Below are 18,115 nucleotides of genomic sequence, written 5' to 3' on the forward strand. Positions count from 1 at the left end.
GTTGCGGAGGCTCGTGCTCCGAGTGCGGACACGACTCGGAGCACGAGCTTCCGCGGACACGGATCAGCCCCTCCTCACCGGTGTCTGCGGGCCACCAGGACGGCGTCGTGGACCGTGGCCACGTTCCCCTCGTGCGCGTGCGCCGGCCGCGGTCGCGCCTCGGCCACGAGGACGTCCCACTCCCCCGGCTCGAGCGAGGCGGCGACCTCCTCCGCGGTGAAGAACATGTCGGGCTGGTGCGGCCGGCTCGCCCCGGACTCGAGGTCCTTGGGATGGTGGCCGACGAGCAGCAGGGTCCCGCCGGGCGCGACGGCCGTCGCCAGCCGGGCGAAGAGCTCCCGCCGCTGCTCCCCGCGCAGGTGCAGGAAGTGCGAGGTCACGAGGTCGTAGGTCCTCGCGTGCGGAGCCCCGGAGGTGACGTCGGCCAGCCGCCAGTCGATCCGCGCGGCGACGTCCGCTCCCGCGGCGGCGGCGTGGCCCGCCGCCCGCTCCAGCGCGGTGGGTGACAGGTCCACCGCGGTCACCCGCCAGCCGCGGGCGGCCAGCCAGATGGCGTCGGCGCCCTCGCCGCAGCCGACGTCGAGGGCCGCGCCGGGTTCGAGCGCCTCGGCGTGCTCGACGAGCGGGGCGTTCGGGCGGCCGCTCCAGAGCTGCGGGTGCGAGCGGTACTGCTGCTCCCAGTCGTGCTCGCCGTGCGGTGCGTGCCCGTCCTCGCGGAGCGCCGCGACCGCGAGGCGGGTGTCCTCGGCGATCAGGTCGGCGTTGATCTGCCCCGCGGCGTTCAGCCCGGCGGCGACCGCCCCGATCACCTGGGCCTGCAGAGTGGTCACGTTCCCGGCCACCCACACGCCCGGGACGGCGGTGGCGCCGGTCGGTTCCGCCGGGACGTAGCTGCCGACCACGGTGCCGTGCATCTCCAGCTCCGCCGTCTCCAGACCGAGCGAGCGGAGGACGGCCGAGTTCGCGCTGAACCGCGGCGCCACCACCAGGGCCTCCCGTGCGACGACCTCCCCCGACGCCAGCCGGACACCGGAGAGGCGTCCGCCGCTGGTCTCCAGCGCCGTCACCTCCCCCTCGACGACCGTCACACCGCGGGCCGTCAGCTGCTCCTGCTCCTCCTCGCTCGGCGCCGGCCCGGTGTGCCGGAAGAGGGTGACGTCGGCGCTCCACTGCCGCCAGAGCAGCGACGCGTACACGCCCAGCGGGCCGCCGAGGACGCCGATCGGCCGGTCCCGCACCTCCCAGCCGTGGCAGTAGGGGCAGTGCAGCACGTCGCTGCCCCACAGCTCGCGGACCCCGGGGACGTCGGGCAGCTCGTCGGTCAGACCGGTGGTCACCAGCAGCCGCCGGGCGTCCACGGCCCGCCCCTCGGCGAGGTGCACACGGAAGCCGCCGTCGACCCGCTCGGCCCCGGTCACCGAGCCGGTCGTGACCTCGCCGCCGTAACCGGCCACCTCCTCCCGGCCGACGGCCAGCAGCTCGGCGGGCGGCATGCTCTCGCGCCCCAGGTAGTTGTGCACGTGCCCGGCAGGGGCGTTGCGCGGCGCACCCGCGTCGACCACCAGCACCCTCCGCCGGGCCCGCGCCAGCGCCAGCGCGCCGCCCAGACCGGCCGCGCCGCCCCCGACCACCACCACGTCGTACCGCTCGTCCATCTGCCTGCTCCTCGCCTCTCGGTGACGCGGACGACTGTCCACCCCGGCGCGGCGCGATGACAACTATGGTTGCCGCTATGGCAAACGACGAGCCGCTGGACGCCGTGCTCACCGCGGTCGGGCCCCGGTTGCGCGCCCTCCGGCTGGAGCGGAAGGCGACGCTCACCCAGTTGTCGGCGAGCACGGGGATCTCGGTGAGCACGCTGTCCCGGCTGGAGTCGGGGCAGCGAAAGCCGACGCTGGAGCTGCTGCTGCCGCTGGCCCGGGCCCACCAGGTGCCGCTGGACGAGCTGGTCGGCGCCCCCGAGACCGGCGATCCGCGGGTGCAGCCCAGGCCGTTCCAGCGCGGCGGCGTGACCATGGTGCCGCTGACCCGGCGGCCGGGCGGCGTCCAGGCGTTCAAGCAGGTCTACCCGCCGCACTGGCCTGGTCACGAGCCCGAGCAGCAGTCCCACGAGGGCTACGAGTGGCTGTACGTGCTCAACGGTGAGCTCCGTCTGCTGCTCGGCGACCACGACCTGACGCTGCACGCCGGCGAGGTCGCCGAGTTCGACACGCACGTGCCGCACGCCCTGGCCACGGGCGACCGCCCGGCCGAGGTGCTCACCCTCTACGGACCCCAGGGCGAGCGGATCCACGTCCGCGCCCGCCCCGTGGGGCGGCGCGCCGAGGGCGCCTGACCGCGCCCCTCAGGCTGCCTGCGTCGTCGCCGACGACACGGCGGCTGCGGAGACGAACGCCTCCGTGCTCCACCACGCCCGGTACCGCTCCTCCCCCACCCGCGCGATCAGCCCGGCGGTCTGCGACGTGTGCGCGGCGAGGGCCGCGAACTTGCGATCGAGCCGCGCCCCCGAGCACACCTCCACGTGCACCAGGTCGGCGTCGGCGACGGGGGCCGGCGGGCCGCCGTCCATCCAGACGCTCTGCTCGGTGCACAGCCGCCCCCAGCGGGCGAGGAAGTCCGACGTCAGGGCCGCGTACCACAGCTCCCCGCACGCTCCGCCCTGCTGCCACGCCCGCGTCGTCCACCGCGACACCGCCCGGTGGTCGGAGTGCCCGGTCAGGCCGTCCGGCCCGAAGGTGACGACCAGGTCCGGCCGGACGTCCTCGAGCAGGCCGGCCACGATCCCGGCGCCCTCCTGCTCCGGCAGGTCGGCGAGCTCGCCGTCGAGCAGCGGCCGCGACGCCCGCAGCCACCGGTGGTCGGTCACGCCGAGCACGGCGAGGCTGTCGGCCAACTCCTGCTGGCGCACGGCGGCCAGCCGGGCCGGCGGGAGCGCCTCGGGGTCGTCGGTGCCGCTCTCGCCGCGCGTCGCCGTGGCGACCACCACCCGCCAGCCCGCCGCCGTCAGCGCGGCCATGAGGCCCGCGGAGAGGTAGGCCTCGTCATCGGGGTGCGCCCACACGCCCAGCAGGGTGGGGGCTGGGTGGCCCTCCCGGGGCACGGGCCGCAGGAGCCCGTGGCCGGCGCTCATGCCGCACCCCGGGTCGTCGCGCGCCGCCGGGCGGACCGGGCGACCCTCGCCACGCGGGTCGCGTCCAGCGGGGGCAGTTCGGGCAGCCTCGACGTCCCCTCCAGGACGTCGTGGTGCAGCTCCAACGTCGCGCCGAGCGGCGCGGCGAGCCGGCGGATCCGCTCGTTGGCCGGGTCCAGCACCCAGTACAGCGAGCCGACGTCGGTGTCGCGAGCGGCGGCGGCGACCACCTCGAGCAGCAGCCGCCCCAGGCCGTGGCCCTGGAACCGGTCGACGACGTCGAGGGCGACCTCCGCCGTCCCGGGCCGGTCCGCCAGGGCCACGTAGCGGCCCAGCCCGACCGCCTCGCCACCGACCTCGGCGACCCAGCAGCCGTGCACGACGTGATCGACGTCGGCCAGCCGGCGCAGCATCGAGTCGTCGAGCGCGGGGACCGCGGTGAGGAAACGCATCCGCCGCGACTGCGGCGACATGCCGCCGAACACCTCCAGGACCGGGGCGGTCTCCATGCGTCCCAGCGGCCGCACCGTCACGTCGGGCAGCAGCAGACCCGGCCGGTCGCCGACCCGCAGGACCAGTGACCCGTCGGTCGCCATCGCCATGGCGAACATGTCCATCTCCTTGGCCCGGCGGATCGGGGGTGGAGCCGGGTTGCCGGCAAGGGTGCGGGCCGCGCCTTCTCTCGACCTTCCGCGCCGTCCGGGGCGCGAACGGGGGGGCGGAAGGCCCGGGGAAGGCGGCGTTGACAGCGTCCGCGTCGTCCACAGCAACCCCGTGAAGGAGCACCTGACATGACCCAGACCGCAGCCCGCCCGGCCCGCAACGGCGTGGACGTCCCGACGCTGTTCGCGACGCTGGACGCGGTGAAGGGCGCCCCGCAGCTCGCCGACTTCCGCTTCCGCGCCCACAACACCTGGGTGAGCGGCACCCACAACCGCACGACGATCCAGGGTTTCTACGGCGCGGGGCAGGAGGACACCAGCCGTGCCGAGCCGTTCGTCTACGACGCCGACCACCCGACGGTCCTGGTCGGCACGGGTCAGGGGCCGACCCCGGTCGAGTTCCTGCTGCACGCCATCGCGGCCTGCCTCACCTCGGGCCTGGCGAACATCGCCGCCGCCCGCGGCATCACGCTGCACCGGGTCGAGTCGACCGTGGAGGGCGACCTCAACCTGCTGGGCATCCTCGGTTTCTCGGACGACGTGCGGAACGGCTATCGGCAGATCCGCGTGCACTTCGAGATCGAGGGTGACGCGCCGCCCGAGAAGCTGGCCGCGCTCGTGGAGCAGTCGCGCCGCCGCTCCGCGGTCTACGACGTCCTGACCAACGGCACCGACGTCGTCGTGGATGTCACCACCCCCTGAGCGGACCGCCGCTCCTCGCACCCAGGCCGGCCCGTCCCCGCCGCGGGCCGGGCCGGCCGCCCTTCCTCCCGGAGCTCGCCATGACCACCGTTCCCGTCGCCGTCGTGGGGGCCGGCCAGGCCGGCCTCGCGGTCAGCAGGCTGCTGACGGAAGCCGGCGTCGACCACGTCGTCCTCGAGCGGGGGCGCCGGGCACAGCGCTGGCGCTCCCGCCCGTGGGAGTCGCTCCGGCTGCTCACCCCCAACTGGATGAGTCGGCTGCCCGGCTGGGAGTACAGCGGCGAGGACCCGTCCGGCTTCATGCCGGCCCGCGAGGTGGCCGGTTACCTCTCCGCCTACTCCGCGTCGTTCGCCGCCCCGGTCGTCGAGCAGGCCGAGGTCGTGTCCGTCCGCCCGGCGGGCGGGGCCTACCGGGTCACCACGACCGCCGGAACCTGGACGGCGCGCTCGGTGGTGGTCGCCACCGGGTGGGCGGACCAGCCCTTCGTCCCGCCCGCCTCCGCCGGACTGGGGTCCGACGTCGTCCAGCAGACCGCGGCCACCTACCGCAGCGTCGCCGGCCTCCCGGACGGCGGCGTCCTGGTGGTCGGCGCCTCGGCCTCCGGCGTGCAGCTGGCCGACGAGATCGCCGCCGCCGGCCGCCGGGTCGTGCTCTCCGTCGGCACCCACACCCGGGTGCCGCGCCGCTACCGCGGCATGGACGTCCTCTGGTGGCTCGACAGCATGGGGCTGCTCGCCCGACGGGTCCGGACGCAGGTCGCACCGAGCACCGCCGCCGACCCGTCCCTGCAGCTCGTCGGCCGCGCCGACGGCCGCGATGTCGATCTGCCGTCCCTGGAGGGCCGAGGGGTGGAGCTGGTCGGCCGGCTGCAGAGCGCCGAGGGCAGGCACCTGCGGTTCGCCGACGACCTGGCCCGGACGACGGCCGTCGCCGACGAGCGCCTCGCCGCCCTCCTCTCCCGCATCGACGCCTACGCCCACGCCGTCGGCCTCGACGACGAGATCCTCCCCGCGCCGGCTCGCCCCGCCGGGATCCGGCCGGGCGAGCAGCTCACCGATCTGGACCTGGCGCGCGCCGGCATCCGTGCCGTCGTGTGGGCCACCGGTTACCGGCGCTCCTACCCGTGGCTGGAGGTGCCCGTCCTCGACGCCGCAGGGGAGATCCGCCACGTGCACGGCACGACGGCGTCGCCCGGGCTGCACGTCGTCGGCATGCGGCTGCAGACCCGGCGCAACTCCACTTTCATCGACGGGGTCCGGCACGACGCGGCAGCGGTCGTCGGCCGGGTCCTCGACGAGCTCGGGGCGCGCCCGGCGCGCCTGTCCGTCTGGAGCGCGGCATGACCGCCCGCTGGGACGCCGTGGTCGTGGGCGCGCGCGTCGCCGGGGCGTCCACCGCCCTGCTCCTGGCACGTGCCGGCCTGCGCGTCCTGTGCGTCGACCGCTCGCGCCGGGGCAGCGACACGGTGTCGACCCACGCCCTCATGCGCGCCGGCGTGTTGCAGCTCTCGCGGTGGGGCCTGCTGGACGCGGTCCGGCAGGCGGGCACGCCGCCGATCCACCGCACCACGTTCCACTACGGCAGCGAGACGGTGTCGATCACCATGCGGCCGAGCCCGGGGGTGGACGCGCTCTACGCGCCGCGGCGGACCCTGCTCGACGACCTCCTGGTGGACGCCGCCGGTCGCGCGGGCGCCGAGTTCCGCCACGGCACCGCGGTGACCGGGCTGGTACGCGGTCCCGGTGGGCGGGTGAGCGGCGTGACGCTCCGCGACCGCCACGGGGGGCAGCGGACCGAGCAGGCGGCTCTCGTGATCGGCGCCGACGGCCGGGAGTCGCTGGTCGCCGACGCCGTGGCCGCGCCCACCGTGTTCGCCGGGCGGGCTGCCACCGCGGTCGTCTACGGCTACTGGGCCGACCTGCCCGTGGACGGTTACACGTGGGCGTACGGTCCCGCAGCCAGTTCCGGGGCGATCCCCACCAACGACGGGCTCACCTGCGTCTTCGGCGGTGGCCGACCGGAGCGGGTTGCGGCTCTCGTCCGCGGGCTCGGGCCGGCCGGCGCCCTGCGCGAGCTCACCGGGGCAGGCCCGCTGGGCCCCCGGCTCGGTACGGCACCGCGGATCGGGGGCGTGCGGTACGTCCGGGGCACCCCCGGGCACCTGCGCCGTCCGTACGGGCCGGGGTGGGCGCTCGTCGGCGATGCGGGGTACTGGAAGGATCCGCTGAGCACCCACGGCATGACGGCGGCGCTCCGCGACGCCGAGCTGCTCGCCGGCGCCGTGATCGCCGCACCCCGTCCGGGCCGGGAGCAGCTCGAGGCGCTCTGCGACTACGCCCGATGCCGGGACGAGCTGTCCCTGCCGATGCTGAGGGTCGTCGAGAAGGTGGCGGCGCACGACTGGGACATGGCCGGGATCCGCAGCCTGCTCATGGAGATGTCGTCGACGATGGTCGACGAGGTGGAACTGCTCGAAGGCCTCCCGGACGCCGCCTGACAGGTCTAGGGTCGCCCGGGGGTGGTCCCATGAGCGCCCACGACGTCCGCGTCACGATGCTGGGCGGTTTCGGGGTGATCGTCGACGGCATCCCCCTGCCCGACGGCGGCTGGCGCCGGCGGCACGCGGCCTCCCTGATCAAGCTCCTCGCGCTCTCCCCCGGCCGCCGGCTGCACCGCGAGCGCGTCCTGGCCGCCCTGTGGCCGGAGCTCGACGTGGCCGAGGCCGCGCCGCGCCTGCACAAGGCCGCCCACTACGCGCGGCGCTGGCTGGGTGGAGGGGACACCCTGGTGCTCGGCAGCGACGTGGTCGCGCTGTACCCCGGCCGCCATGTGCACGTGGACGCCGTCGAGTTCGAGCAACGCGCCCGGTCGGCGCTGGCCGCCCGCGACCCCGTGGCCGCCGCGGCCGCGGCCGACATGTGCAGCGGCGAGCTGCTGCCCGACGACCTCTACGACTCCTGGGCGGAGGAGCCGCGTGAGCGGTTGCACGTGCTCCGGCTGGACGTGCTCCGTGTCGCCCAGCGGTGGGAGGAACTGGCCGCCGCCGACCCGGCCGACGAGCAAGCGCACGTGGCCCTCGCCCGCGCGCTGGCCGAGCGCGGCGACCGGCCGGCGGCCCTCCGCGAGTTCGAGCGCCTCGAGCGCGCGCTGCGCCAGCATCTCGGGGTCGGCCTCAGCCCCGAGGCCGCGCAGCTGCGCGCCTCGTTGCTCCAGCCGCGCGACGAGGCGCCGTCCGGCCGTTCCGACAGCGGCCTGCTGGGCCGGGACGGCGAGCTGACCTGGGTCCGCCAGGTGCTGGCGCGGGTCCGTCAGGGCACCGGGCGGGTGCTCTTCGTCGGGGGCCCCGCCGGCATCGGCAAGACTCGCTTCCTCAGCGCGGTCGGACGCGAGGCGGCCGGCGCGCGCATGCGCGTGGGCACCGGAGTGGCGGCCCGCATCGAGGGCGCGTGGCCCTACGCCCCGGTCCTGGAGGCCCTCTCCGATCTCTGCCGACGGCATCCGGCCCTGCTGGACGGCCTCGACGACCTGATGCGCGTGGAACTCGAGCGGGCACTGGCCGGGCGGCAGGGCGACTGGAACGGGCAGGGCGCGCACCAGCGGTTGTTCGTCGCCGCGGCGGAGCTGCTGCGACTGGCCGCCGCCGGTACCGGTGCCGTCCTCGTCGTGGACGACGCCCACGATGCGGACGAGGCCAGTCTCCGCCTCCTCCACTTCCTGGCCCGCTCGACCCTGACCGAGCGGGTGGCCGTGGTGCTGGCGCACCGGCCGGTTCCCAGCGGCCTCCTCGCCGACATCCGCGACGGCCTGGTCGCCCGCGGGCATGCGTCCACGCTGGAGCTGCGGCCGCTGGCGCCGGAGGACGCCCTCGCGCTGGCCCGGCGGCACGCGCCCACCGTGCCGGATCCGACCCTGCAAGCGGTCGCCGCGGCCGCCGGGGGCCTGCCCTTCCGCGTCGTGGCAGGGGCGCGGGCCGCCGCCGTCGATCCGGATGCTCCGCCACGCCAGGTCCTGCTGCCCGCGGGGTTGCCGCCCGACCTGCTGCGCACCCTCGCCGCGGTGGCCGTGCTGGGGTCGAGCTTCGACACCGACGAGTTCGTCGAGCTGACCGGGCTGCGGGACGACCAGGCGTACGCCGACCTCGACGCGGCGGTGGCCGCCCGGCTGCTGCGCAGGACGGAGCGAGGCTTCGTCTTCGGCCACGCCCTGCAGCGGGAAGCGCTGCTGGAGCGATGGACCGGTCCCGGCGGCCGGCGCGCGGCACATGTCGCCGCCGCGCGGGCACTGGAGCGCCTGGGGCGCTCGCCCGGCCGGATCGGCCGGCACCTCGTGCAGGCCGGGGAGACCGCCGCCGCCGTGCCCTGGGTCCTCCGGGCCGCGGAGACGGAGGCGGCCCTGGGTGCCTACCGGGACGCGCTGGCCACCCTCGAGGACGTCCGCTCCGCAGCCACGGGCGAGGACGCGGCCCGCCTCCTGGCACTGCGCGCGGACCTGCTGAGCGTGTGCGGGGACCTGGCCGCGCTGGACGCGTACCGGGAGGCCCTGGCAGCAGCGTCCTCCCCCGGGGACCGGGCGAGGATCCGCACCCGGATGGCTCGGGCGGCGACGCACCGTGGTGACCTGGAAACCGCCTCGCTCGCCCTCGAGGGCCTGACCACCGACGGCGGCCCGAACGACGGGGAGCTCCTCGTCACCCAGGGCATCGTGGCTCTCCTCCGCCGCGACTTCCCGGCCGCGGACCGGGCCGTGGCCGAGGCCTGGCACCGACTCACCCACGGGGACCCCGTGGACACCCGGCTGTTCGAGGTCGTCACCTTGCAGGGCATGCTCGCGCACTACCGAGGGGAGTGGTTCCAGCGATTGCGGGGCGAGCTGCGCCTCGGTGTCCAGCGGCCGGACCTCGCGGGGGCGCTGTTCGACTCGCACCTCTGCGTCGCCGAGTTCCTGCTCTACGGGCCCACGCCGTACGACGAGGTGCTCGGCCTCGCCGACGAGCTGCGGCGGACGGCCGAGCGGGCCGGCGTGGTGCGGGCGGTCGCGTTCGCCGGCGCCCTGCGCGGCGAGGCGGCCCTGCTGAAGGGTGACCTCGACCTGGCCGAGTCCGAGCTGGCCGAGTCCGCCGACCTGTACCACGCGCTGGACTCGCCCGGCGGCGAGGCGCACTCACTGCAGCGGCTCGCCGAGGTGCACGTCCATCGCGGGAAGCCGGCGAAGGCCGGCCTCCTCCTGCAGAAGGCCTTGCCGCTGGCCCGCTGGTCGATCGTGCCGCAGTGCCTGCTCCCGCGGATCTACGGGACTATGATCGAGGCCGCACCGGACGTCGCCGCCGCCAACGCGATCGTCGATCGGTGGGAGGCCGGCGTCGGTCCGGAGGACCTGTGCCCCTTCTGCGCGATCATGCTGGCCGTCCCCGCCGCCCGTGCCAGCGCAGAGGCCGGCGACCTCGAGCGGGGACGACGCTTCCTCAGCCTGGCCGAGACGATCGAGGCCCGGTGGGAGGGGACCGCCTGGGAGGCGGCCCTGCTGGAGGTCCGCGGCATGCTGGCCCGCGCCGAGCACGACACGGTGCGGGCGAACCGCCTCCTCACCACGGCCGCCACGCTGTTCGACAGCTCCGGGCAGCCGCTCGACGCGGCGCGCTGCCGGGCCACCGCCGGCCGGCCCGCGCTGGTGCCGGCCCCCCGCGTGGCGTCCGCGCACTCGCGCGGCGTGGCGACCGCGACCGGATCACCCTCCCCCTGAGCACCGACCCTCCCGCTCCCGCACCGCCGCCGGGACGGTGTGGGAGCGCCCGCCCCGCGGCTCAGCGGGGACCGGCGTCCGACCCGGCCCCGACCTCCCCACCCTCCAGGTCACCCTCGGTGTCGAGGTAGGCCTGCTGCAGCTCGGCCAGCAGGGCGGGGTCCGGCTCGGCCCACATCTTCCGGTCCACGGCCTCCAGCAGCCGCTCGGCGATGCCGTGCAGCGCCCACGGGTTGCTCTTCTCCAGGAACTCGCGGTTCTCCGGCTCGAGCACGTAGGTCTGCGCGAGCTTCTCGTACATCCAGTCGGCGACCACGCCCGTGGTGGCGTCGTAGCCGAACAGGTAGTCGACGGTCGCGGCCAGCTCGAAGGCTCCCTTGTAGCCGTGCCGGCGCATCGCCTGCAGCCACTTCGGGTTCACCACCCGCGCCCGGAAGACGCGGGCCGTCTCCTCGGTGAGCGAGCGGGTGCGCACGGACTCGGGCCGGGTGGAGTCGCCGATGTAGGCCGCCGGCGCCGTCCCGGTGAGCGCCCGGACCGTCGCCACCATCCCGCCGTGGTACTGGAAGTAGTCGTCGGAGTCGGCGATGTCGTGCTCGCGGGTGTCGACGTTCTTGGCGGCCACCGCGATCCGCCGGTAGGCCGCCTCCATGTCCGGCCGCGCCTGCACGCCGTCGAGGTCGCGGCCGTAGGCGTAGCCGCCCCACACGGCGTACACCTCGGCCAGGTCGGCGTCCCCCCGCCAGTTCCGCGAGTCGATGAGCGGGAGCAGGCCGGCGCCGTAGGCCCCGGGCTTCGAGCCGAACACCCGGGTGGTGGCCCGTCGCCGGTCGCCGTGGGCCGCCTCGTCCGAGTCGACGTGCGCCTTCACGTAGTTGGCCTCGGCGGGCTCGTCGAGCGAGGCGGCCAGGGTCACCGCGTCGTCCAGCATCGTCACCGCGTGCGGGAAGGCGTCGCGGAAGAAGCCGCTGATCCGCACCGTGACGTCGATCCGCGGGCGACCCAGCTCGCCGAGCGGGACGGGTTCCAGGCCGGTGACCCGGCGGGAGGCGTCGTCCCACACCGGCCGGATCCCGAGCAGCGCCAGCACCTCGGCGATGTCGTCGCCCGACGTGCGCATCGCCGAGGTCCCCCACACCGAGAGACCGACCGAGCGCGGGTACTCGCCCGTGTCCGCGCGGTACCGGTCGACCAGCGACTCGGCCATCGCCTGGCCGGTCTCCCACGCCAGGCGGGAGGGCACCGCGCGCGGGTCGACCGAGTAGAAGTTGCGGCCGGTCGGCAGCACGTTGACCAGCCCGCGCAGCGGCGACCCCGAGGGCCCGGCCGGCACGTAGCCGCCCTCCAGCGCGTGCAGGGTGGCGTCGAGCTCGTCGGTGGTGCGCTCCAGGCGCGGCACGACCTCCTCGACGGCGAACCGGAGGACGGCGGCCACGGCGCCGTCCTCCCGGCCGAGCACCTCGCGGACGACGTCGGTCTCGCTGCCCGGCAGCCAGCCGCGGGCCTCCATGGCCGTGACCAGGGCCGCGGCCTGCGCCTCGACGTGGTCGGTGGCCTGCCGGCCTGCGGTTCCGTCCTCGGCGAGCCCGAGTGCCTCGCGCAGGCCCGGCAGGGCCACCGACCCGCCCCAGATCTGCCGCGCCCGCAGCATGGCCAGGACCAGGTCGATCCGGTCCTGACCGGTGGGCGGTGTGCCGAGCACGTGCAGCCCGTCGCGGATCTGCGAGTCCTTGATCTCGCAGAGCCAGCCGTCGACGTGCAGGATCATCTCGTCGAAGTGGTCGTCCTCCGGCCGCTCGTTCAGCCCCAGGTCGGAGTCGAGCTTCGCGGCCTGCAGCAGCGTCCAGATCTGTGCCCGGACGGCGGGCAGCTTCGCCGGGTCCATCGCGGCGACGTTGGCGTGCTCGTCGAGCAGCTGCTCGAGACGGGCGATGTCCCCGTAGGAGTCGGCGCGCGCCATCGGCGGCACCATGTGGTCGACGAGGGTGGCGTGCGCCCGGCGCTTGGCCTGGCTCCCCTCGCCGGGGTCGTTCACCAGGAACGGGTACACCAGCGGCAGGTCGCCCAGAGCGGCGTCGGGGCCGCACGAGGCCGACATGCCGACCGTCTTGCCGGGCAGCCACTCGAGGTTGCCGTGCTTGCCGACGTGCACGATCGCGTGCGCACCGAAGCCCCCGGCGTCCCGGCCCGACCGCAGCCACCAGTAGGCGGCCAGGTAGTGGTGCGAGGGCGGGAGGTCGGGGTCGTGGTAGATCGCGATCGGGTTCTCGCCGAAGCCGCGGGGCGGCTGGACCATGACCACGACATTGCCGGCGCGGAGGGCGGCGAAGACGATGTCCGCGTCGTCGTCACTGCCGTCCACGAACAGCGATCCCGGGGGCTGTCCCCAGTGCTCGACCATCGCCTCGCGCAGGTCGTCGGGGAGGGTCGCGAAGAAGGCGCGGTACCGCGATGCCGGGATGCGGACGGGGTTGCCGCTCAGCTGCTCCTCGGTGAGCCAGTCGGCGTCCTGCCCGCCCGCGGCGATGAGCGCGTGCACGAGCGCGTCACCGTCGAGGTCGGCGACGCCGGGCAGCGCGTCCGGCCCGTCGAAGGAGCCGATGTCGTAGCCCTGGCCCGCCATCGCGGCCAGCAGCCGCACCACCGACGCCGGGGTGTCCAGGCCGACGGCGTTGCCGATGCGGGCGTGCTTGGTCGGGTACGCCGACAGCATCACGACGATCCGGCGTTCCTCCGGCGGCGTGTGCCGAAGGCGGGCGTGGGCGACCGCGGTGCCGGCGACGCGGGCGGCGCGCTCCGCGTCCGCGACGTAGGAGGTCAGGCCGTCGGCATCGGTCTCCTTGAACGAGAACGGCACGCTGATCAGGCGGCCGTCGAACTCCGGGATCGCCACCTGGTTGCCGACGTCGAGCGGGGACAGCCCGTCGTCGTCGGCGGCCCACTCGGCCCGTGACCGGGTGAGGCACAGGCCCTGGATCACCGGCACGTCGAGGGCGGCGAGCGCGCCGACGTCCCAGGCACCGTCGTCCCCGCCGGCCGAGGCGGTCGCCGGACGGGAACCGCCGGCCGCGAGCACCGTGACCACGAGGGCGTCGGCACCGCGCAGGGTCTCGAGCAGCTCGGGGCCCACCGACCGCAGCGACGAGGTGAACACCGGCAGGGCCCGGCCACCGGCGTCCTCGATCGCCGCGCACAGGGACTCGACGAAGGCGGTGTTGCCGGCGAGGTGGTGCGCCCGGTAGTAGAGGGCGGCGACCGTCGGGCCGCTCCCCCGGCTCTCCCGGTCCAGGATCCCCCAGTCGGGCGCGACCGACGGGGGCTCGAAGCCCTCGCCGGTGAGCAGCACCGTGTCGGAGAGGAACCGGTGCAGCTGGGTGAGGTTGTCCGGCCCGCCCTGCGCCAGGTAGCCGTGCGCCTCGGTGGCCACGCCCATGGGAACGGTGGAGAGCCCCATCAGCTCGGCGTCGGGCACCTGCTCGCCGCCGAGGACGACGACCGGCGCCGGGCCGGCCAGCAGCGGGGCGAGCATCTCCTCGTACTGCCGCCGGACGCCGAGGATGCGGACCACCACGAGCGGGCTGCCCTCGACGAGCGCAGCGACACCGGCGTCGTCCAGGCGGGCCGGGTTGCCCAGCCGCCAGCCCGCACCGCTGGCGCGGGCGGAGAGCAGGTCGGTGTCGCTGGTGGAGAGCAAGGTGAACATGCGGTGTTCGCTCACTGGCCAGGCCTCACTCGGGGTCCGCGCCCCGGGTCGTCGGGCACGGCAGCCTGGAGTGTCTGGCTGACCCCTCGGGGTTCACAGTGGCGGGACCGCGCCGGAGTCGCACCGGCTTCCTCCGCACTGCCGCGATGGCCCCGACCGTACCGGGCGCCCCACCGCCGCTCCGTCGAGGGAGTCGGGTCGCGGAGCGGCCGCAGGCGGTCCGCCGTCCGGACCGGGAGCCGACGTCAGGACGCCGGTGTCGCGGCGCCCCGCCGGTCGAGCAGCAGTCGTTCGAGAGCATCGACCAGCCAGTCGGCGTACTGCTCGACGTCCCAGCCGCGCCCGCCGACCAGGGCGTCGGAGGTCGGGTGGGCGAAGACGGCCCAGAAGACGTCGACGGCCCGGTCGACGTCCAGGCCGGGCCGCAGCCACGGCGCGAACGACTCGACGAGCGCGCGGTTGTCCGCGTACCGGCGCTCGCCGTACTCGGTCCACGCCGCGGCGATCTCGTCGTCGACGGCCGCCGCGGAGGCGAACGCCCGCATGATCGGACCGGTCCGGGGGACGTAGTCGACGGTGATCGACCGGAAGGCCTGCAGCTTCTCGCCGATGTCCGTGGCCTCGAGCAGCCTGCGGAACTCGTCGCGGCGCATCAGCGGCCGGGCCTCGTCGTCGCCCGCGAGCGTGCGGTCCACGCAGGCCAGCAGCAGCGCGGCCTTGCTGCCCTGGGCGAACACCGTCTGCGGGGCCACACCGGCGGCCTGGGCGATGTCCCGCATCGTCGTCCGGGCATAGCCCCGCTCCACGAAGCAGCGTCCCGCGGCGTCGAGGACGGCGAGACGGGTGCGCCGGGCCTGCTCGGCGCGCAGCGCCGAGCGGTAGACCCTCTTGCCTGCGGCCACCGGTTCACCTTAGCATCGCGCTATTCATCAGATTGACGCTCCACCCATTACGGAGGAGTCATGACCGCCCCGACCACGCATCCCGCGCAGTTGCTGCTCCCCGGTCAGGCCGCGGCGCCGGAGGGACCCGTCGACCTCGCGGCGATGTACGTCATGCACCGCGCCTTCCGCCGCGACGCCGACGCCTTCGCGGCAGCGGCCGCCGCCACGCCGGTCGCCGACCGGCGCCGATGGGCCCGGCTGTCCCGGCGCTTCGCCCTCTTCGCCGGCATCCTGCACAAGCACCACCACGGCGAGGACGTCGGGCTGTGGCCGCTCCTGCGGGAGCGAGGCGCCGATCCGGAGGTCCTCGACGCCATGCAGGCCGAGCACGCGCACATCGATCCACTGCTGGCCTCCTGCTCCGGCGACCTCGCCGCCCTCGCCCGTGGAGCCGGCGAGGAGACCCGTCGGCGGCTGATCGGGTGCACCGCACGGCTGCGCGACCTGCTCTCGGCGCACCTCGGCCACGAGGAGCGCGACGGCATGGCCCTGGTGCAGCGGCACCTCGGCCCCGCCGACTGGCAACGGCTGGACCGCGAGGTGTTCGCCAAGGAGTACCGGCCGCGGGACATCCCGGCCGTCCTCGCCTGGGTCATGTCCGGCCTCCCCGACGAGGCGGCCCGCCGCATGCCGGGCGCGAACCCGGTCATGCTGGCGGTCGGACGCCTCCTCGTGCGCCGATTCGAGCGCGCCGAGGCGCGCACCTTCGGCTGACCTCGGCGTCCCGGCGAGGCGGACGGGTCCGCCCGGCCGGGACGCCGAGGTCAGGGCCGATTCAGTGGCTGTACTCGGCGGGCCGCAGGAGCATGACGATCGCCATGGCCGGGAGCATCAGCAGGTGGCCCCAGGTCATGAGCGTGTGCTCGTCGATGGCGCCGGCCCAGAAGGGGACCAGCAGGACCACGAACGGCAGGTACATCGACGCCGACATCTCGGCGATGCCCCGCCACGAGTGGCCGCGGAACCACATCCACAGCGCCATCCCGATCGACATGTTCGTGGCCATGATCAGGACACCGACCTCGATCGGTACCTTCGCGTCCGGCCAGATCAGGTGCTGAGCCGCGCCGAGCACGTACATGCCCGCGAACATCGCGACGACCATCTCGACGTAGTGGCCGACGAAGTGCGCGATGCGGGAGCGCCGGGACTGCCGGTGCCCGTGCGCGGCGTGCTCGGGGTGAGCGGCGTTACCGGGTCCAGCGGGTGCGGTGGGGCCGGGGGTGGTGGGCTCGGGGGTGAGGATCTCGGTGGTCATGGCGCAGATCGTCGGGGCGGACGCCCCGGCTGCCATGTGCCGGAGGTCATGATCCCGGGTCACGACCGCGGCATGACCCTTCGAAGACAGCCCTCAGACGAGGCCGAGTGCGCGTCCCCGCAGAGCCGCCTGGGTACGGTCGCGGGCGCCCAGCTTGGCCAGCACGTTGGTCACATGGTTCTTCACCGTCCCTTCGGCGAGGAACAGCGATGCGGCGATCTCGCGGTTGCTGCTGCCGTCGGCCAGCAGCCGCAGCACCTCCAGCTCGCGGTCCGACAGCGGCACGACCAGCGGCTGCGGGCGCGCCGGCGGGGCCCCGTCCTCGGGCAACGTCGCGAAGCGGGCCACGACCTTCGCCGCCACCGACGGCTGGAGCACCGACTCACCGCGCGCCGCCGCCAGGACGGCCTCCAGCAGGCGGTCGGACGAGACGTCCTTGAGCAGATAGCCGACGGCGCCGGCGCGCAGGGCGGCGAAGACGTCCTCGTCGTCGTCGAAGGTGGTCAGCGCGAGGACCCGCACCTCCGGCTGCTCCACCCGCAGCCTCCGGGTGGCCGCGACGCCGTCCAGGACCGGCATGTGCAGGTCCATCAGGACGACGTCCGGCCGGTGGGCGGCGCACTGCCGGATCGCCTCCGCGCCGTCGCCGGCCTCGCCGACCACCTCGACCTCCCCGCGGACGCCCAGCAGGGTGGCCAGCGCCTCCCGGAAGAGGGCCTGGTCGTCAGCGAGCAACACCCGCACCGGCCGGTCGGGGGGATTCACCCAGGCACCTCCACGCGCAGCGTCGTCCCCCCGGCCGGCTCGCGGTCCAGCGTCACCCGGCCGCCCAGCCGGGCCGCCCGCTCGCGCAGTCCCACGAGTCCGAAGCCGCCGCCGTCCGCTGCTTGGGACGGCAGCCCTCGGCCGTCGTCGCACACCTCCAGCCGCACGGCGGCGGTGTCGCGGTAGTCGAGCACGACCCGCGCCCGCGACGCCGCCGCGTGCTTGCGGACGTTGGTCAGCCCCTCCTGCGCCACGCGGTAGAGGCACTCCTCGGCGTCCGCGGGGAGGGTCCGGACCGAGCCCTCCACGTGCACGTCGGTCGGCACGCCCGCCGCCGAGGTGTCGGCGGCCAGCGCCGCGAGCCCGTCGGCCAGCGGCGGCGTCGCCCGGGGTCCGCGGAGCGCCGCCACCGACCGGCGGACCTCGGCGAGGGCCTCCGTCGACTGCTGCTGCGCCTTGGCCAGCACCGCGTCCGCCCTCGAGGGGTCGGTGGCCAGGACCGCACGCGCAGCCTGGACCTGCATGGCCACCACGGTCAGGTGGTGACCCAGGCCGTCGTGGATGTCTCGCGCCACCCGGTTGCGCTCCTGCGTGGTGGCCAGTTCCTCGGCCTGGGCCGCGTAGCCGCGCAGCTGCCGGTTGGCCTCGTCGAGCTCCGCGCGGGCCTGCTGCTCCCGCTTGAGCAGCTCGGTCACGACCGCGGTGAACGCCGCGGCGGCGAGGATGCCCAGGCCGTTGCGCAGGCCGTCACCCCACGTCATCCCGAGGTGCACGAGCGGGAGGACGGCGGCGACGAGCGCCGCGGCGGGCAACGGCAGGAGGAGCACGCTCTGGCTGACCAGGACCATGAGCAGCAACGTCGCTCCCACGCCGGCGTCGGCCGCGCCGAACACGAGGAAGCCCAGCGGCAGCATGACCGCCACGTAGCCGACGGCGAAGCGACGCCGTCGCTGCGCCGGCTGCCCGTCGACCCAGCTGAAGCCGAGGACCGCGAGGAGCGCGAACACCGACCCGGCGGTCACCGCGGCCAGGGGGTACTCGGCGTCGGTCGCCTCGAGCAGCAAGGTGAGGACGGCCCCGCCGGTCAGGACGGCCAGTGCCCGCTTCACCGGCCCACTGTGCGGCGGCGGGATCCCGAGGTCAACGACTCGGGGGCGGGCGCACCGGCGGCGTCATGCCGCTCCGAGGCCGTCGGCGATCCGGTGGTGGAGG

At 75.3% G+C, this 18,115-nt stretch carries 14 protein-coding genes and 1 riboswitch; of the genes, 6 read left to right on the top strand and 8 right to left on the bottom strand.

Features of this window, described 5'->3' with window-relative positions; all coding sequences use genetic code 11:
* Positions 1–74 precede the first annotated feature (74 nt).
* The gene (locus tag ACFSHS_RS18070) at positions 75–1,655 is read right to left on the bottom strand and encodes an FAD-dependent oxidoreductase (RefSeq protein WP_376879058.1); all 1,581 of its coding nucleotides are present in this window, start codon (positions 1,653–1,655) and stop codon (positions 75–77) included.
* 77 nt (positions 1,656–1,732) lie between these two features.
* Between ACFSHS_RS18070 and ACFSHS_RS18075 the strand changes: the two genes are divergently transcribed.
* On the top strand, positions 1,733–2,335 hold the full coding sequence (locus ACFSHS_RS18075; protein WP_376879061.1) for a helix-turn-helix domain-containing protein: 603 nt from the start codon (positions 1,733–1,735) through the stop codon (positions 2,333–2,335).
* A 9-nt stretch (positions 2,336–2,344) separates the two neighbouring features.
* On the opposite strand, the gene ACFSHS_RS18080 is transcribed toward ACFSHS_RS18075, so the two are convergent.
* Together ACFSHS_RS18080 and ACFSHS_RS18085 are read right to left on the bottom strand one after the other, a co-directional pair.
* Positions 2,345–3,130 (bottom strand): PIG-L deacetylase family protein, encoded by a 786-nt coding sequence (locus ACFSHS_RS18080; protein WP_376879064.1) that lies wholly within the window; start codon positions 3,128–3,130, stop codon positions 2,345–2,347.
* The gene (locus tag ACFSHS_RS18085) at positions 3,127–3,741 is read right to left on the bottom strand and encodes a GNAT family N-acetyltransferase (protein WP_376879067.1); all 615 of its coding nucleotides are present in this window, start codon (positions 3,739–3,741) and stop codon (positions 3,127–3,129) included. Before ACFSHS_RS18085 ends, ACFSHS_RS18080 begins: the two co-directional genes overlap by 4 nt.
* A 180-nt stretch (positions 3,742–3,921) precedes the next feature.
* Between ACFSHS_RS18085 and ACFSHS_RS18090 the strand changes: the two genes are divergently transcribed.
* From ACFSHS_RS18090 to ACFSHS_RS18105, 4 genes are all read left to right on the top strand, one after another.
* The gene (locus ACFSHS_RS18090) at positions 3,922–4,494 is read left to right on the top strand and encodes an OsmC family protein (RefSeq protein ID WP_376879070.1); all 573 of its coding nucleotides are present in this window, start codon (positions 3,922–3,924) and stop codon (positions 4,492–4,494) included.
* A gap of 80 nt (positions 4,495–4,574) precedes the next feature.
* Positions 4,575–5,837 carry a flavin-containing monooxygenase gene (locus ACFSHS_RS18095; RefSeq protein WP_376879072.1) on the top strand — a complete coding sequence of 421 codons (1,263 nt, stop codon included), beginning with the start codon at positions 4,575–4,577 and terminating at the stop codon, positions 5,835–5,837.
* Positions 5,834–6,991, top strand: a complete 1,158-nt coding sequence (locus ACFSHS_RS18100; protein WP_376879074.1) for an NAD(P)/FAD-dependent oxidoreductase — start codon at positions 5,834–5,836, stop codon at positions 6,989–6,991. The genes ACFSHS_RS18095 and ACFSHS_RS18100 overlap by 4 nt, the downstream gene beginning before the upstream one ends.
* A 29-nt stretch (positions 6,992–7,020) precedes the next feature.
* Positions 7,021–10,233 carry an ATP-binding protein gene (locus ACFSHS_RS18105; protein WP_376879077.1) on the top strand — a complete coding sequence of 1,071 codons (3,213 nt, stop codon included), beginning with the start codon at positions 7,021–7,023 and terminating at the stop codon, positions 10,231–10,233.
* A 61-nt stretch (positions 10,234–10,294) separates the two neighbouring features.
* Here the strand turns inward: ACFSHS_RS18105 and cobN are convergent, their stop codons facing one another.
* Together cobN and ACFSHS_RS18115 are read right to left on the bottom strand one after the other, a co-directional pair.
* Positions 10,295–13,951 carry a cobaltochelatase subunit CobN gene (gene cobN, locus ACFSHS_RS18110; RefSeq protein WP_376879079.1) on the bottom strand — a complete coding sequence of 1,219 codons (3,657 nt, stop codon included), beginning with the start codon at positions 13,949–13,951 and terminating at the stop codon, positions 10,295–10,297.
* 53 nt (positions 13,952–14,004) lie between these two features.
* Positions 14,005–14,070: riboswitch (cobalamin riboswitch) on the bottom strand.
* 111 nt (positions 14,071–14,181) lie between these two features.
* Positions 14,182–14,838, bottom strand: coding sequence for a TetR/AcrR family transcriptional regulator (locus ACFSHS_RS18115; RefSeq protein ID WP_376879081.1), 657 nt, complete (start codon positions 14,836–14,838; stop codon positions 14,182–14,184).
* A gap of 60 nt (positions 14,839–14,898) precedes the next feature.
* On the opposite strand from ACFSHS_RS18115, the gene ACFSHS_RS18120 reads away from it, so the two are divergent.
* Entirely contained in the window at positions 14,899–15,594 is a 696-nt protein-coding gene (locus tag ACFSHS_RS18120) for a hemerythrin domain-containing protein (RefSeq protein WP_376879083.1), read from the top strand.
* 61 nt (positions 15,595–15,655) lie between these two features.
* Here ACFSHS_RS18120 and ACFSHS_RS18125 read toward each other — a convergent pair whose 3' ends face one another.
* From ACFSHS_RS18125 to ACFSHS_RS18135, 3 genes are all read right to left on the bottom strand, one after another.
* Positions 15,656–16,138, bottom strand: coding sequence for a hypothetical protein (locus ACFSHS_RS18125; RefSeq protein WP_376879085.1), 483 nt, complete (start codon positions 16,136–16,138; stop codon positions 15,656–15,658).
* A gap of 93 nt (positions 16,139–16,231) precedes the next feature.
* Positions 16,232–16,903, bottom strand: coding sequence for a response regulator (locus ACFSHS_RS18130; RefSeq protein WP_376879087.1), 672 nt, complete (start codon positions 16,901–16,903; stop codon positions 16,232–16,234).
* Positions 16,900–18,012 carry a sensor histidine kinase gene (locus ACFSHS_RS18135; RefSeq protein WP_376879090.1) on the bottom strand — a complete coding sequence of 371 codons (1,113 nt, stop codon included), beginning with the start codon at positions 18,010–18,012 and terminating at the stop codon, positions 16,900–16,902. Before ACFSHS_RS18135 ends, ACFSHS_RS18130 begins: the two co-directional genes overlap by 4 nt.
* Between the last annotated feature and the right edge of the window lie 103 nt (positions 18,013–18,115).

This window comes from Blastococcus deserti (assembly GCF_042682525.1).
GTDB lineage: Bacteria > Actinomycetota > Actinomycetes > Mycobacteriales > Geodermatophilaceae > Blastococcus_B > Blastococcus_B deserti.

Bases quoted from the DNA above. Each gene is read 5' to 3' on its own strand.
- ACFSHS_RS18080 (WP_376879064.1), bottom strand. From the start codon at position 3,130: ATGAGCGCCGGCCACGGGCTCCTGCGGCCCGTGCCCCGGGAGGGCCAC.
- ACFSHS_RS18070 (WP_376879058.1), bottom strand. From the start codon at position 1,655: ATGGACGAGCGGTACGACGTGGTGGTGGTCGGGGGCGGCGCGGCCGGT.
- ACFSHS_RS18100 (WP_376879074.1), top strand. From the start codon at position 5,834: ATGACCGCCCGCTGGGACGCCGTGGTCGTGGGCGCGCGCGTCGCCGGG.
- ACFSHS_RS18120 (WP_376879083.1), top strand. From the start codon at position 14,899: ATGACCGCCCCGACCACGCATCCCGCGCAGTTGCTGCTCCCCGGTCAG.
- ACFSHS_RS18095 (WP_376879072.1), top strand. From the start codon at position 4,575: ATGACCACCGTTCCCGTCGCCGTCGTGGGGGCCGGCCAGGCCGGCCTC.
- ACFSHS_RS18085 (WP_376879067.1), bottom strand. From the start codon at position 3,741: ATGTTCGCCATGGCGATGGCGACCGACGGGTCACTGGTCCTGCGGGTC.
- ACFSHS_RS18090 (WP_376879070.1), top strand. From the start codon at position 3,922: ATGACCCAGACCGCAGCCCGCCCGGCCCGCAACGGCGTGGACGTCCCG.
- ACFSHS_RS18125 (WP_376879085.1), bottom strand. From the start codon at position 16,138: ATGACCACCGAGATCCTCACCCCCGAGCCCACCACCCCCGGCCCCACC.
- ACFSHS_RS18075 (WP_376879061.1), top strand. From the start codon at position 1,733: ATGGCAAACGACGAGCCGCTGGACGCCGTGCTCACCGCGGTCGGGCCC.
- ACFSHS_RS18105 (WP_376879077.1), top strand. From the start codon at position 7,021: ATGAGCGCCCACGACGTCCGCGTCACGATGCTGGGCGGTTTCGGGGTG.